This window comes from Roseateles sp. GW821-FHT03B02, assembly GCF_059421025.1.
Genome location: NZ_JBWKUV010000004.1, coordinates 79,343 through 94,378 on the forward strand (window position 1 = coordinate 79,343; position 15,036 = coordinate 94,378).

Below are 15,036 nucleotides of genomic sequence, written 5' to 3' on the forward strand. Positions count from 1 at the left end.
TCATGGAAAAAACTGTCATTCGCGAGGCCGTCCGGGGCGTGGCGCTGATCGGCGCCTTGCTGACCACGTCCCTGGCGGCACTCGCCCAGCAGGTGCCGGTCAAGATCTATGCCCAGGAGCTGGTCGATCGCACCGTCGCGCAACACCCGGACTTGCGTGTCGTGATGATGCACGTAACGCCGCCCAAGGCGAACGCCAACATCGTCATCGCCTCGAGCATCGGGCGCATCGGCAACTCGGCGGACGCCAACGATCTCGATGTCGTCTCGACCGGCGTCACGCGGGTGTCGATGGACCAGGGCAACAAACGCATCGAGGTGAACCTGCCGCTGCGCGATGTCGGCGGCACCACCATCGGTGCGCTGGGCCTGGTCTGGCGGCTGCCGGTGGGCGGCTCGCGCGCGGAGTTCGAGCGCAACGCGGTCGCCATCCGCGACGCGCTGTCGCGCCGCATCCTGAGCCTGGCCAATCTGATGGACCCGTATCCCTACGAGCCCATCGCGACGACCAAGACGCGTGCCCAGACCTTGATCGATGAGGCGCTGCTGCGCCATCCGGAGGTGACGGTACTGGCGCTGCGTGCGCGCATCCAGGGCGAGCTGGTGTTGCTGGGCTCGACCTTTGGCCGCCATGGCAAGAAGGGCGATGCGGATGATGCCAAGGTGCTCGAGAGCAAGGCACCCATCACCGGCGTCTATTCGAACGGCCATCGTTTCGGTGTCGACATGGCCCTGCACGACCGCAGCGGAACGCCGATCGGCACGATGAACGTCGGCTATGCCTTCCGCAACGGCCAGGACGCCAAGCCGCTGGTGGCGCAGGCCCTCGCGCTGCGCGACGAGCTGCAGCAGAGGATCGCAGCAACACCGGCCCTCGAGGAATTGGACCCCTGAGGCAGGTAGCGCAGCCGCCTGCGACGCCGGCCTTGCCCGCCATCGCTGCTGCCTGGAGCGGTAGCGATGGCGTCGTCACGGGCGGGGCATGTTGCTGCCTCAGGCGCCGTCCACAGGCTCGGCCTGCGGCCATGGCGTGAGCGGCCACCTGGTCCGGCAAGGTTTTTAAGGGGGGCTCTCGCGGTGCTGACACGAGCCGGATTGGTCATCAGCTCCGTTTCGAGGGCATCAGCAACCTACTGAAGAACAGGCGCTGTGTCGAGGCGGACGTCATCGATGGTCGACGCGTCCGCGTGTGCTCCGTCGGCCCCCGGGGGGCGAGGCCTACACCACGGACTGGCATTGCCTGATGCTGCGGCAGCTTGACTGAGCGAGATCCTGTCTCGCGCGCGTTCCCGGACCCAGGTGACACCCGCCCTCTCGTCGGCCGATGCATTGAGGCATCGGCGCTCATTCCACCGCTTCGTCAGAGCAGCTGATAGCCCACGCCGCGGACGGTCTTGAAGAGCTGGCGGCCCGGCGTTTCGAGCTTGGCGCGAAGCCGGCTCATGTACACGTCGAGCAGGTTCGTGTCGACGTCGTAGTGGGACGACCAGATCTTCTCCGAGATCAAGGTTCGCGGCAGGATGCGCCCCTGGTTCTGCATGAAGACCTCGAGCAGCGCGTATTCGCGGCTGGTCAGATCAACCGATTGGCCGTTCATCTGCACGGTATGGCTCAACAGGTCGAGCCGGATGCCGGCATGCTCCAGGACCACCTGCTTGACCGTGGACTGGCGCCGCACCAGCGAGCGCACGCGTGCGAGCAGTTCCTCCAGGCTGAAAGGCTTGGGCAGGTAGTCATCGGCGCCCAGATCCAATCCCTTGACGCGGTCCTGAACGCCGTCGCGCGCGCTCAGGATCAGCACCGGTTCCTTGAAACCGCTGGAGCGCCAGCTGCGCAGCAGATCGAGGCCATCGCCATCCGGCAGCCCCAGGTCGAGGACGATGGCGTCGAAGCCGGTCTCGGCCAGTGCGTCCGATGCATCCGCGCAGGAGCGCACCCAGGTCACGGTGTACGAGCACTCGGACAGCCCCTGCTGCAGAAATCGCCCGAGCCGCTCTTGATCTTCAACGACCAGAATCTTCATTGCTGTGTCTCCAAAACCTGTCGAGCCTCGCACGGGCGCTTGCGCATCAATCAATTCTGCGTCACGTCCTTGATCGTAGGCGGCTCTGCGGAGCGCCTGGACCAGCGGACTTGCCGGCACCCTATCGGATGGCGCTGACCTCATCCTGAAGCCATGCTGAAAATTCATTCAGGTTGGGCATTGCGACAGAGCCGACCGCACCCGGGAGAGCATGCCGATGCTGGCTTGAGTTCTCACGCTGTCGATCGAGACAAACGTCGCCTTGCCCGGTTTGTTCAGCGGTTTCCCTGGCCGATCCGGCTCTTCCCGAGCATGCCGAGCTGAAGAACTGGAGCGGCCGCCCCTTCGATCCTCGGGCCTTCGACATCGAAGAAATCAATGCTTGGCTAAACGCCCGCGAGTGAGCCGTTCAACAACGGCCGTCACCGGACTTTCGGTGAAGGTCTGGGGGCGCGAGTTCCAAGCCCACTATCCCGGGCTGCGATTCGAGGCCATCCAACCACAGTGCGCTTCTTGAAAAAACGTTCAGGCAATGTTCAGTCGGCGTTTAGCCGCCGTGCATATTGTCTGCGCAGCCTAGAGTGGATCCAAAGCAGAAAGAACACAGGAGACAAGCGATGAAGAGAACCTTGCTCGCAGCTGCCGCACTTGCAGCGCTTGGTACAGGATTTGGTGCCATGGCGCAAACGAAGGATGCGCCCGAAGCACCGGCTGCAGATTCGAAGGCAGCGCCCGCTCCCGAGGCAGAAACTGCCCAGACCATCGAGAGAGTGACCGTGCTGGGACGCTTCCTCGCTGCCGGCGCCAAGAGTGCGATGAAGCTGGACGTGCTGGTGCGCGACACGCCGTACACGGTGGAGAGCTATTCAGGCGCCTTCATGAAGGCCATCGAGACCGCAAGCGTGTCCGACCTCTACAACTACATGAACGGCGTCAAGAAGGCGGGCAACACCGGCTATGACCTGACGCTGCGCGGCTTCCAGAGCAGCGGCACCGACCGCAGCGCCATCATGGTCGACGGCCTGCCGGGCCTGACCGGCCGCTTCGGCTCGCCGCCCACCATCGGCGTGGAGCGCATCGAAGTGGTCAAGGGCCCCATGTCCCTGCTGTATGGCCAGATCCAGCCCGGTGGCTTCGTCAACATCGTCAGCAAGAAGCCGCAGGGCAAGCAGCGCGGGGTCATCGACATCAAGGGCACGAGCTACGCGGGGCAGGGCATGGGCTTCGGCGACCGCAACGGCCTGAACGTGGCCGGCGACATCACCGGACCGGTCGGAGACAACAAGGATCTGCTCTACCGCGTCGTTGGCGAGGTGAGCGACCGCAAGGGCTTCCGCAATGAGACCTACGAGAGGGGCTTGTACTTCGCGCCCAGCATCAAGTGGAGCATCAACGACGACAACACACTGACCGTGCAGGCCGAGCACCGCGAAACCAAGAGCTCCTTCGACATCGGCCTGGCTGCCTACAACCGCGACATCACCAAGGTGGCCGACATCACGACGCGCTACCAGCAGCCCAGCGACTTCCGCAAGGAGACGGGCGACACCGTGAGCATGGCGTTCGAGCACGCCGTCAATGACGAGTGGAACTGGAACACCGGCTTGCGCCACGTCAAGAACCGCAGCAACCAGGAAGAGTTCTCGACCATTGGCTTTCGCAACGCCACGACGGCCACACGCCGGGCGCGCATCCTGGAAATCAACCGCACCTACGACTTCATCGACTCCAATGTCACCGGCGAGTTCGCCACCGGAGGCATCAAGCACAAGCTCATCCTGGGCGTCAACGGCGGCCGCGATACCGACGACGAGAACCGCACCAAGTTCTACAACAGCGGCCCTTGCCCCGGCCCGACCTGCCTGGACATCAACCTCTACGCGCCGGTCTACGCGAACACGCCCGACATCCACTCGCTTCCCGACTACCTGCCCGGCCAGGCCAACCTGCTGACCGATGCCTATTTCGAGTCGCGTTCTTATGGCGTCTATGTCTCCGACCTGCTGACGCTCAACCAGTACTGGAAGCTCAGCCTGGGCGCACGCAAGGCCCACGAGAAGCAGATCATCTACGACAAGCGCATCGCCACGGTGCCCACCACCATCAAGGTCACGGACAAGAGCCCGCTGGCCACGACCGGCCTGATGTTCCAGCCCGACAAGCAATGGACCATCTACGGCAGCTACGCCACGTCCTTCGTGCCCGCGCCGGCCAACTCGCAGGACACCACCGGCAAGAACCCCTTCCTGCCCACCGAGGCCAAGCTGGTGGAGACCGGCGTCAAGGCCGAGGGGCTGCTGGACGGCCGCTTCAACGGCACCTTCTCCATCTTCAAGATCGACCAGAAGAACACGCTGCAGAACTTCAGCTGCACGCTGGGCACCTGCCAGTCACAGGTGGGTGCGGCGCAATCCAAGGGCCTGGAGCTGGAGACCAACTTCCGGCCCATCGAGGGTTGGCAGCTGACCTTCAACTACGCCTACACGGACGCCAAGATCAAGACGGCCGTGGACCCTATCCAGGTCGGCGCGCGCCTGACCAACGTGGCCAAGCAAAGCGCCAACCTCTGGTCACGCTATGACTTCACCGGCGGCGCATTGAACGGCCTGGGCGTGGGCGTGGGTCTGGTCTATACCGGCGACCGCATGGGCACCCTGCCTACCACGGCCGGCACCGCCAACACGACGACGGGGCCCAATGCGCTGGTGCTGCCGGCCTACACGGTGGCTGACCTGGCCTTCTATTACCTCTTCGACCGCTACGCGCTCAACCTGAAGATCGGCAACGTCTTCGACAAGCGCTACTACGAAAGCGCCGGCCAGACCGGCACCGTTCAGGTCGCGCCCGGTGCGCCGCGCAACGTCACGGTTTCGATGCGGGTGAACTTCTGATCGCGCCCGTGACACCGCTCCGTGATTCGATGAGGATGGGTGTGGACAGGCGCAGGCTGCTGCTGGGGACCGCGGCACTGGCATGCAGCCGCCTGCATGCCGCCGAGGGCATGGGCACCGCATCGGAGTTCGCCCGGGCCCAGGTGCTGACCCTGGCGCCCTATGCGCCACGCCAACGCGTGACCGGCACCGTCTCGCTCTGGGGGCATGGCAGCTTCAAGCGCGACTTCATGGGCAAGCTGGTCGCCCGCTGGATCGGCGAGTTCCAGCGCGACCAGCCCGGTGTCCGGTTCGAGTACAAGATGTACGGCACGGCCTCGGCCATCGGCGCGCTGTATTCGGGGGCCGGCAACGTCGCATTGCTCGGCGAGGAGATCAGCCCGGACGCCGCCGCGGCCTTCAGGCGCGCCAGGGGCTATGGCCCCACCCAGATCGAGGTGGCGACCGGCAGCCTGGACGTCAATTTCTTCGACTATGCGCACATGGTGTTCGTGCATCGGAGCAACCCGCTGCAGGCGCTGACGTTGCGGCAACTGGACGCAATCTTCGGCGCGGAGCACCGACGCGGTGACCGCAACATCCGCCTGTGGGGCGAGGCCGGCCTCTCGGGCGCCTGGAAGGCGCGGCGGATCAAGCCCTATGGGTGGAAGGTCGATGAGGACTTCGCGCTGTTCTTCCGCGAGGCCGTGTTGGAGAACAGCCACCGCTGGAACCCGGAACTGCAGGAGCGCGTGCATGCCCGTCGGCCGGACGGATCGCAGTACGACCATGGCCAGCAGATCCTCGATGACCTGGCGCGCGACCCTCAGGGCATCGCTGTGTCCAACGTCCGCTACGCCAACGCCGAGGTCAAGGTGCTGGCCCTGGCGCGCACCGAGGCGGGCGGCTTCCACCTGCCTACGGAGAGGACGCTGATCTCCCAGGAATACCCCTTGGTACGCATCATCCCGGCCTTCATCGATCGAGCCCCAGGGCAACCCGTCGAGCCGGTGGTCCGCGAATTCCTGAGCTTCGTGCTGAGCCGGGCCGGGCAACTAGCCCTGATCGAGGAAAGTGGTTATCTGCCCCTGGGCAAGGCGGCCATCGATCATCAACTGGAGAAGTTGCTGTGAAGCGCCGCATCCTGATCGGCTCGCTGTTCGCGGCGGCCGCCTCCTGCCAGGCGATCGAGGTCGTGAAGCCGCCGTACCAGCAACGCGATGAGATGCGTGGCGTCGTGCGTGTCTGGGGTCATCCCGAGCTGGCGGCGATGGCTCTGCGCTGGCAGCAGGCCTTTCGACGCAGTCATCCCGAGGTGAGCTTCGAGAACCGTTTCGACGGCAGCGATGTCGCAATGGCCGGGCTGTACACGGGCAAGGCCGACATCGCGCTGATCGGCCGCGAAGCCCGGGCGCCCGAGATCAAGGCGTTCGAATGGATCTATCGCTACCAGCCGCCTTCGGTACAGGTGCTGACCGGCAGCCTCGCGACGCCGGGCCGATCGCCGGCGCTGCTGGTCTGCGTTCATGCGGACAACCCGATCGCCGAGATCCGGATGGATCAGATCGACGCCTTGTTCAGCTTCGAGCGCAAGCTTGGCCTGGCAGGCCCGGTCGCCACCTGGGGTGACCTGGGGCTGACTGGCGCCTGGAAAGGGTTGCCCGTCAATCTGCACACCGTCGACACCGAGTCGGGGATGGGGCGCTTCTTCCGGGCCGTGGCGCTCGGCGACAGCCGGCAGCTGAATTGGGAACGCATCCGGGAATACGGCTCGGCGGAGGCTGGCCACCCCGGTTCCGACGTCGACTCCGTGAAGGCGCTGGATGCGCTCGGCCGCGATCGCGTTGGCCTGGCCATCGTCACGGGGCCGGTGCCTTCCGGGGTTCGCGTGCTCGCGGTGCAGGCCCGTGACGGCTCCCCCGTGCTGCCTACGGTGAGCTCGGTGCAGTCGAAGCGGTATCCGCTCTCACGCGAGGTACGGGCCTATTTCAACCGCAAGCCGGGTGAGGTGCTGGATGCGCCGACCGCGGGCTTCCTGCGCTTCGTCCTGGGCGGTGGCGGCCAGCAGACGGTCTCCGATCGCGACGGCTATCTGCCACTGTTGAAGGAGGTTGCGACGTTGGAGATCGCTACGTTGGACTAGGTTGTCATCGGCCGAGCCAATGCAGCGATCGCTGAACCTGAACAAGATTTCAGCGTCGTTACAGGAAGGGTAAAGGATCGACAAATAGGCTTCGACACAGCTTGCAGGGGTGCTCACTTTGGGCGACCGCAATGCCAATACAACAAGTCGGAGACAGCATGATCAAGTCCCTCCCGCACAAGGCCGTGCCGGCCTTTGCACGCACCACCCTGATCGCCGCGGCAGCACTGCTCGCCACACACACCTACGCAGCGCCGGCCGACACGGCGGCGCCCGTTGGCAACAAGGAGGCCGCAGCCTCAAATCGTAGCGAGGCCGCCACGCAGCAGGAGGGCGGCTCGCAGCTGATGTCCAAGGCTGTCGTGTCAGGCCAGGCCCTGGAGCAGGCCAGCCAGGACGGCTATGCGGAGGCCGTGCGCGGCGTGGCCGGCGTGTCGCCGGCCAATTCCAAGGGCAGCGCCAACGACTCCATCAACATCCGCGGCATCAAGCTCAACCTGTTCTCCAACTACCGCCTCAATGGCGGCCTGCCCATCGCCGGCGTCAGCACCGTGCCGACCGAGGACAAGGCGCGCGTTGAAACCTTGAAGGGCGCCAATGCGCTGATGTTCGGTGTCGCCAGCCCGGCGGGCATCATCAATCTGGTGACCAAGCGCGCGGGCCGCGCTGATGTCGGCAGCGTGGCGCTGGCCGGCAACAGTTTCGGCCAAGTCGGCGCGTCGGTGGACTTCGGGCGCCGGCTTGGCGAGGACAAGCAGTTCGGCGTGCGCCTGAATGCCTCGGACACCCACCTGCAGAACGGCGTCGTGGGCGGCAATGGCCGCTTCGTCAGTCTCGGCGTGGACTTCCAGGTCAATGAACGCCTGAGCCTTCAGGGCGACTACGAGTACTACACCAAGAACGTTGCGCAACAGGCCGGCATCAGTCTGCTGGCAGCGGTCAACGGCGTCGTGCCCATCACGCCGATCCCCAACCCGCGCAAGCTGCTATCGGGGGCCTGGTCGCGCCTCGACGCCCATACCGAGAACAAGCAGGTCCGCGCCGACCTCGTCGTCAGCGACCTGCTCAAGCTGATGGCCGAGGTCGGTCAGTCAGACTCCGACCGCAACAACTTCACGACCCGCATCGGCCAGTACAACATCTCGACCGGTGCCGGCGGTGTCGTCACCGTGAACACGGCGACCCAGGAATACCGGAACCGCTTCGGCCGCGTCGAGTCGCGCTGGGCCTTCGACACGCTGGGTCTCGGCCATGACCTGACGGTCGGTGTGTCGCGCACGGAGCGTGATGCCAACACGCTCGCGCAAAACCAGGTCGTGCTGACGCAGAAGCAGAACATCTTCGACCCGATCGAGCTGGCCGCGCCGGTGTTCACCAAGGCACCGACCTCGCAGAACCAGATCAGCAAGGACAGCGCCACCTACGCCTACGACACCATCTCCATCGGCTCGAGCTGGAAGGTGCTGCTGGGCCTGCGCGACACCAAGGACACGGAGACCGGCACCAACCGCAGCAAGACCACCACCGTGACGACACCAGCGTTCGGTGCGCTCTACGATCTCACGCCCGATGTCACGCTGTTCGCCAGCGTGATGCGTGGCCTCGAGGCTGGTGGCATCGCACCCGCCACGGCCGTGAACGTCAACGAGATCCTGCCTTCGGCGGTGTCAAAGCAGAAGGAGGTTGGACTGCGCCTGCGCCACGGCAAGGACATCTCGTTCAACACCTCCTACTTCGAGATCACCCGGGCCAATGCGGTGACCGACCCGGCGACCAAGATCTTCGCGAACAGCGGCGAGCTGCTGTACAAGGGGCTGGAAGCCACCTTGAGCTGGCAGCTGGCCCAGCGTTGGACGGCCACGGCAGGCGCCCAGTTCCTGAACGCCAAGCAGGTGTCGCCCGATCCGACCTTCAACGGCTATTCGCCCGAGAACACACCCAAGTCGGTTGGCAGCCTGTCGCTCGCTCACCGGACCGAATGGGTCAAGGGGCTGACGCTGTCGGCGGGTGTGTCCGGCATCTCCAAGCGCTTCGTCAACAACCAGGAGCAGGCCACCATCCCGGGCTACTCGCTTTACTCGGTGGGTGCCAACTACACGACACGCGTTGCCGACAAGCGCGTGGCCTTGCAGCTCAACGTCGACAACGCGACGGACAAGCGCTATTGGAACTCGGTCCAGACCGGGACCTATGGCATCGGTATGGATCGAAGCGTCAAGCTGAGCCTGCGCGTCGACGGCTTCTGAGGTGAAGCCCCGGGCGGCGATGGAGAGAGGGCGAGCAGGCATGAAGCCACGGGTTGGTCTGCTTCACTTCCATCGCTGGCTTGGCGTGCTGCTCGCGCCATTCGTGTTCTACATGGTGATCACGGGTCTGGCGCTGCTGTGGCGTGAGCAACTCGATCCACTGATCAATCCGGAACTGCACATCCGCTCCGTCTGTCAGCGACCCCTGAGCCTTGACCGCGCGGTGGAGATCGCGCGCATCGCGCACTCGTCCAGTCCGGTTGCACAGGTGGAGCTCCGGCGGTCGAGCGGCGAGCCGGTCATGGTCCGCTTCCGGGACACTGTCGGCATATACCTTGACCGATGCTCCGGGCTTGTGCTGGGGCAACGGTCGCGGTGGGGTGGTGTCCTCGGTTCGATTGAGAGCCTGCATCGTTTCCGCTTCCTCGGTCTCACCGGGCTCAGCGAGGCCGTCGTCGGCACGATCAGCATGGCGCTGATCGTTGGCATTCTGGCTGGCGCATTGCTATGGTTGCGACGCTATCGAACTCGTCTGGCCTGGTCGCTGAGCCTGTGGCGTCAGCCCAGCCGGGTTGCGAGAGAGTTGGTGTGGCACCGTCTGGCAGGCTTGTGCGCCGCACCGATCGCGCTGCTCGCCCTGACAGGTTCGCTGGTGCTGGCGTTCGACTGGGCGCGCAACGTTGTCTACCTGCTCACCCTCTCGGAGGCGCCGCGTCCCAGGCCCAGCCTGCCCGCGGCAGACGTTTCCTCCATCCCGCTGGACCGTCTGTTCGGCTGGGTGGTCGCCCTGGTTCCCGACGCCGACCGCGTGGTGCTGGTGCTTCCCAAGTCGGCGACGGCACCGGCCGAGGCGCAGGTCGTCGGCCGCGACGAGTTCCATGCCAACGCCAGAACGACGATCTACTTCGACACGATGGCGGATCGCGTGCTGAGGGTCGAGCCCTATGCCGGCAGCTCGCTGGGCCACAAGACCTATCGATGGCTGGTCAGCCTCCACACCGGTGAAGTGGGCGGCTGGGTCGGCAAGCTCCTGCAAGCCACGGCGATGCTGATGCTGCTCGTCGCGACCGGCATCGGTGTGCAGCGCCTGCTCCGGCGGGGCCGGCAGCAAAGGATGGCGGCGCATGACGCTTCGCATTGGCCGGCCGGGCTGCCCTCGGTGCAGCGGGAGCGGCCGCCGCTGGGTTAGCGCGTTTCAACGACGGATGAGCCGCCTCCCGGTCTGGCGCCATGGGCACAGGAAGCCTCGATTGAGATTTCTTTCAGATTGGTTTCAGGTTGCCTGTTTAGCTTGCTGCACCTCCAACTGATCGAGCAGCCATGTCACTGAAGATCGTGCGCGAAGCGATGCATCGAAGGACCTCGCCCTGGACGTTTGCGGCCGCCCTGCTGTCGGCCGGCGGCCTGGCGAACGCCCAGTCCGCCTTTGAGCCGAGGCCGGTCCAGCCGTCCAGGCATGCGGGCTACGTGCTGCCCGATGGCAGCGTGCAGATCGTCGGCTGGGAGGATCTCGCCGGCATCTTCGCGCGGCTGAACGATCTCTTCGAGAAGACGCATGCCGGCACGCGGATGCGCTTCGTCGGCGGCAACCTGGTGGCGCCCCAGCACTCGCTGATCTTCGACGAGACCGCCTTGGCGCCCACCGGAGCGCAATGGAACACGGGGCTGAACACGGCCTACAAGCCGATGGTGAAGGCGCCGACCTTCAGCATCCGCATCGCACATGCAGCGGTCAGCGGCGACGCCAAGATCGCGCCACTGGCCTTCATCGTGAACAAGGCCAATCCCGTCGACCGACTGACGCATGCGCAGCTGCTGCACATCTTCACCGTGGGCGGCCGTGCGCCCGACATCCTGCAGTGGAAACAGGCCGGCCTGAAGGGTGAATTTGGCGAGCGTGACGTCCATGCCTATGGCCTGCCGCCGGCCGACCATTACCCGTCGGCCGACCCGGGGTTCGGGCCGCATCTGTTCCGCGATGTCTGGGGCTATGCGCACGCCGCGCGCGGCTACCGCATGCAGTCGACCTATGCCGAGGTGACGCAGCGGGTGAGCGAGGACCCGGCGGGCATAGGCATCACGGCCCTGAACCGGGTGACGCCGGACGTCAAGGTCCTCGGCGTGGCGCCGACGGGTGAGTGGGGCCAGCCCATGCGGGGCAGCCGCGAGGACATCGCGAGCGGCCGCTATCCCTACGACCGCTTCGTCTACGTCTACGTGCGCCGCGCGCCCGAGGCCGCCATCGATCCCTTCGTCAAGGAGTACCTCCGCATGATCCTGTCGCGCGAAGGCCAGCAGGCCATCGCCGACGATCCCAAGGGCTATATCCCCCTCAACCCCGCCGAGCTCGCCGCCGAGCTCGCCAAGCTGGAGTGATGCGATGAAGTCGCTAGTTGCAACCCTGGTCCTCGCGTTGGGCTGCGGCACGGCGCTCGCTGCCGGGACCGCGCAGGAGGCCCCGGCGTTGAAGGCCTATGTTCCGGGCAAGGTGTCGCCGCCCCGGGACGCGAAATACCTGCGCGCCGACGGCACGATCCTGATCGCCGGCAACGACCTGATGGTCCCCTACATGGAGAGGCTGACCGCGCTCTATCGCAAGACTCATCCCGACTTCCGCTTCCACATGGAGCTGCACACCTCGGGCCTGTCGGTGAGCGGCATCAACTCGGGCAAGTCGGCGCTGGGGCCGATCGCGCGCGACGTCACCTTCCAGGAGCGCGAGGCCTTCAGCTCGCGCCATGGCTACGAGCTCACCGACATCCTGGTCGGCTGGGACAACACGCCCGATGCCGACCACCAGCCGCCCGGCAAGTACCCGCCCGGCGTCTGGGTCAACGTGAAGAACCCGACGCTGTCGCTGACGATGGCGGACATCGCCGCCATCTTCACCACCGGCACCGGCAAGGGCGACATCACGTCCTGGGGGCAGATCGAGGGCCATGAGGGCTTCATCGGCGGCAATGGCGCCGACTACTCCAAGCGCGAGATCCACGCCTACATGCCCAAGCTGGAGCGGCTGCCCATCCTCTCGTCGATGCGTTATGCCCTGGGCGGCGCGCCCTGGTCGCGGCGCGTCGAACACGTGCCGATGATGGAGGATGTCATCAACGCCGTCGCCAACGACCCTTTCGGCATCGGCCTCATCGGCTGGTGGCCCACCGACGAAGGCTGGGACCGCACTATCGAGCTGGGTGACAAGGTGCGCTTCATGCCCCTGGCCCTCGACCGGCATTCGCGGCCGTCGCGGGGGCGGGTGGGTGACGTCTACCCGCTGGCCGGTGGCCTGCGCTTCCTCGTCGACAAGGCGCCTGGCGAGGCTCTAGACCCGTGGATCAAGGACTTCCTGAGCCTGGCGCTGTCCAGGGAAGGGCAGGCCCTGATCGCTTCGATGACGGTCTCGCATGGCTTCGTCCCGATCGATGCGCGCGAGGTGCCTCGCGAACTGGCGAAGCTCGAATGAAGGGCCATGCGTACAGAGCCGGGTGCTGGCTGGCCGGGTTGCTGGCCGTCGGCGCCGCGATCGCCGCGCCGGCCGGGGAGCCGGATTTCGACCTCTCCGCCCTGCCCAGGTACCAGTGGCAGCCGGGGCCCGATTATGAGCGGGGCCTGCACTGCCACAACGACAAATGCGATGGCGAATGGGGGGTGATCCGTATCCACGGGTCGGAGCTTCAGCAGGCCCTCATCCATCGTTGGCAGGAGCGCTTCAACAAGCTCCATCCCAATATTCGCTACAACCTCTATACGGTACCGAACGGCTTTGGCGGCATCACGACCGGCACTTCGGAAATTGCCGTCGTCGGCCACACGGCCTGGCGCTCCGATCTCAAGGCCTTCGAAGGCGTGCACGGCCATGCGCCGCTGGAGATCATGTTCGCCACCGGCGGCTTCAACCAGCGTGTCGGCAACACGCCGGGCGCCATCGTGTTCGTGCACAAGGACAACCCCCTCAACGGCCTGACGCTGCAGCAGCTCGACGGCATCTTCGGCGCCCAGCGTACCGGCGGCTGGAAGGGCAGCACCTGGTCGACCGAGGCCGCGCGCGGACCCGAGGGCAATATCCGCACCTGGGGCCAGCTGGGCCTGACCGGCGAATGGACCCAGCAGCCAATCCGCGTCTTCGGCATCGACGCGACGCTCAGCAACTGGTCCGACCTGTTCCAGCGCATCGTCTTCAAGGGCGGCGACAAATGGAATCCGGCCCTGCAGGAGAAGGTGCGCGGTGGCGTGAAGGCGCCTGCCGACATGCAGATCGTCCAGGGGGTGGCGAACGACCGGTTTGCCATCGGATTCAACCTGATGCGCGTCGTCGAGAAGGAGCCGCGCGTCAAGCCCCTGGCCATCGCGTCAGAAGCGGGCGGCCCCTATGTGAGCCCGACGCGCGAGACCATGCAGGTCCGCAGCTATCCGCTGTCCAACGCCGTCTACCTCTACATCAACCGGGTGCCCGGGCAACCCGTGCCATCGCGCGTGAAGGAGTTCATCGCCTACGTGCTGTCGCGGGAGGGCCAGCAGGATGTCGTCGACGACGGCATGTATCTGCCGCTGACGGCCGACGCCGCTCGCGCCGAACTGGAGAAGCTCAGGTGATCACCAGACGCCACGCCATGGGCGCGACGCTTGCGCTCGGGGCCGGCGGGCTCGGCGCGCAGACCGCCGCCAGCCTGCCCGAGTACAGACCCGAGCAGCGCATCACCGGGGCGATCCGGGTCTGGGGTTCGGACCATATGTCCGCACTGCTCGACGCCTGGGAGCAGGGCTTTCGCCGGCATCACCCCGACGTCGTCTTCGTCAAGACGCTCAAGGGCACGGCCTCGGCGCAGTTCGCGCTGCACACCAATGTCGCCGACATCGCGCTCTCGGGCCGCGAGCTCTATCCCTATGAGTACTACGGCATATTTCGTCGCTCGCAGCTCTATCCGCTGGCGTTCGAAGTTGCTACCGGCAGCCTGGACGCACCCGGCAAATCGACGGCGCTGGGCGTGTTCGTGCATGCAGACAACCCGCTGGGCCAGCTCACCCTGCAGCAACTCGACGGCATCTTCGGGGCCGAGCGCACGGGCGGCTGGAAGAAGATCGTCTGGGACGAGGGCGCCGCGCGCGGCCCCGAGGGCAATATCCGCCGCTGGGACCAGCTCGGGCTGGGCGGCGCCTGGGTCGGCCGGCCCATCGTGCCGTATGGCCCGCCCGGCATTCACCCGGGCGGCATCTCCTTCTTCCAGATGCGCGTGCTGGGCGGCGCGGACACGCGCAACGAGGAGTTGCTGGAGTTCGCGGACCGACCGGCCATGATGGCGGCGCTGGCCGCCGACCGCTACGGCGTGGCCTACGCACCGGTGACCTACCTCAGGTCCGGCGTCAAGCTGCTGGCCATCTCCGAAGGGCCTGCCGGCCCGTTCGTTCTGCCCACGCGCGCCTCCCTGTCCGACCGCAGCTATCCCTTGGCGCGCAGCGCCTACGTCTATGTGGCCCCGGACACGCTCACGGGCGACCGGGCGCAGATGGACGCGAAGGTCCGGGAGTTCCTGCGCTACATCCTCAGCCGCGAAGGTCAGCAGAACGTGGCCCGTGAAGGAGACCATCTGCCGCTGCCGCCGGCCTGGACCATGGCGCAGCTGAGCCTGGTCGAACGGTCGCGCTGACTGCTCCGGGCGACACCCGCCGCGGGGCAGGCCTGCCTGAACTGGAATTCAGAATCGTTACAGGGCAGGTTCAGGTACGGTTCCTAGCATCAGCCCCATACAAGAGTTCCCGC

Annotated in this window: 11 protein-coding genes; 10 read left to right on the forward strand and 1 reads right to left on the reverse strand. The window is 65.9% G+C overall.

What is annotated here, in order from left to right; translation table 11 throughout:
* The first annotated feature begins 2 nt into the window (after window positions 1–2).
* The gene (locus AC07VX_RS12710) at window positions 3–893 is read left to right on the forward strand and encodes a hypothetical protein (protein ID WP_493165083.1); all 891 of its coding nucleotides are present in this window, start codon (window positions 3–5) and stop codon (window positions 891–893) included.
* Between the two features lie 466 nt (window positions 894–1,359).
* Here the strand turns inward: AC07VX_RS12710 and AC07VX_RS12715 are convergent, their stop codons facing one another.
* On the reverse strand, window positions 1,360–2,022 hold the full coding sequence (locus AC07VX_RS12715; RefSeq protein ID WP_493165084.1) for a response regulator transcription factor: 663 nt from the start codon (window positions 2,020–2,022) through the stop codon (window positions 1,360–1,362).
* Window positions 2,023–2,798: 776 nt separating this feature from the next.
* On the opposite strand from AC07VX_RS12715, the gene AC07VX_RS12720 reads away from it, so the two are divergent.
* The 9 genes from AC07VX_RS12720 to AC07VX_RS12760 all read left to right on the forward strand — a co-directional run bounded on the left by AC07VX_RS12720 (window position 2,799) and on the right by AC07VX_RS12760 (window position 14,923).
* Window positions 2,799–4,913, forward strand: a complete 2,115-nt coding sequence (locus AC07VX_RS12720; RefSeq protein ID WP_493183905.1) for a TonB-dependent siderophore receptor — start codon at window positions 2,799–2,801, stop codon at window positions 4,911–4,913.
* Between the two features lie 41 nt (window positions 4,914–4,954).
* Window positions 4,955–6,025: a PstS family phosphate ABC transporter substrate-binding protein gene (locus AC07VX_RS12725; protein WP_493165086.1), complete on the forward strand. Its 1,071-nt coding sequence runs from the start codon at window positions 4,955–4,957 to the stop codon at window positions 6,023–6,025.
* Window positions 6,022–7,035: a PstS family phosphate ABC transporter substrate-binding protein gene (locus tag AC07VX_RS12730; RefSeq protein ID WP_493165087.1), complete on the forward strand. Its 1,014-nt coding sequence runs from the start codon at window positions 6,022–6,024 to the stop codon at window positions 7,033–7,035. Before AC07VX_RS12725 ends, AC07VX_RS12730 begins: the two co-directional genes overlap by 4 nt.
* Before the next feature lie 158 nt (window positions 7,036–7,193).
* Complete coding sequence (locus tag AC07VX_RS12735; RefSeq protein WP_493165088.1) at window positions 7,194–9,281, forward strand: TonB-dependent siderophore receptor; 2,088 nt, start codon at window positions 7,194–7,196, stop codon at window positions 9,279–9,281.
* 40 nt (window positions 9,282–9,321) lie between these two features.
* Window positions 9,322–10,470: a PepSY-associated TM helix domain-containing protein gene (locus AC07VX_RS12740; protein WP_493165089.1), complete on the forward strand. Its 1,149-nt coding sequence runs from the start codon at window positions 9,322–9,324 to the stop codon at window positions 10,468–10,470.
* 131 nt (window positions 10,471–10,601) lie between these two features.
* Window positions 10,602–11,657, forward strand: coding sequence for a PstS family phosphate ABC transporter substrate-binding protein (locus AC07VX_RS12745; protein WP_493165090.1), 1,056 nt, complete (start codon window positions 10,602–10,604; stop codon window positions 11,655–11,657).
* Window positions 11,658–11,661: 4 nt separating this feature from the next.
* Window positions 11,662–12,741 carry a PstS family phosphate ABC transporter substrate-binding protein gene (locus AC07VX_RS12750; RefSeq protein WP_493165091.1) on the forward strand — a complete coding sequence of 360 codons (1,080 nt, stop codon included), beginning with the start codon at window positions 11,662–11,664 and terminating at the stop codon, window positions 12,739–12,741.
* The gene (locus AC07VX_RS12755) at window positions 12,738–13,871 is read left to right on the forward strand and encodes a PstS family phosphate ABC transporter substrate-binding protein (protein ID WP_493165092.1); all 1,134 of its coding nucleotides are present in this window, start codon (window positions 12,738–12,740) and stop codon (window positions 13,869–13,871) included. Before AC07VX_RS12750 ends, AC07VX_RS12755 begins: the two co-directional genes overlap by 4 nt.
* A complete protein-coding gene (locus tag AC07VX_RS12760; RefSeq protein ID WP_493165093.1) occupies window positions 13,868–14,923 on the forward strand; it encodes a PstS family phosphate ABC transporter substrate-binding protein in 1,056 nt (351 codons plus the stop codon). The genes AC07VX_RS12755 and AC07VX_RS12760 overlap by 4 nt, the downstream gene beginning before the upstream one ends.
* Window positions 14,924–15,036: the final 113 nt, after the last annotated feature.

Coding starts and splice junctions, on each gene's coding strand:
- AC07VX_RS12745 (WP_493165090.1), top strand. CDS start 10,602: ATGTCACTGAAGATCGTGCGCGAAGCGATGCATCGAAGGACCTCGCCC.
- AC07VX_RS12740 (WP_493165089.1), top strand. CDS start 9,322: ATGAAGCCACGGGTTGGTCTGCTTCACTTCCATCGCTGGCTTGGCGTG.
- AC07VX_RS12735 (WP_493165088.1), top strand. CDS start 7,194: ATGATCAAGTCCCTCCCGCACAAGGCCGTGCCGGCCTTTGCACGCACC.
- AC07VX_RS12750 (WP_493165091.1), top strand. CDS start 11,662: ATGAAGTCGCTAGTTGCAACCCTGGTCCTCGCGTTGGGCTGCGGCACG.
- AC07VX_RS12710 (WP_493165083.1), top strand. CDS start 3: ATGGAAAAAACTGTCATTCGCGAGGCCGTCCGGGGCGTGGCGCTGATC.
- AC07VX_RS12755 (WP_493165092.1), top strand. CDS start 12,738: ATGAAGGGCCATGCGTACAGAGCCGGGTGCTGGCTGGCCGGGTTGCTG.
- AC07VX_RS12715 (WP_493165084.1), bottom strand. CDS start 2,022: ATGAAGATTCTGGTCGTTGAAGATCAAGAGCGGCTCGGGCGATTTCTG.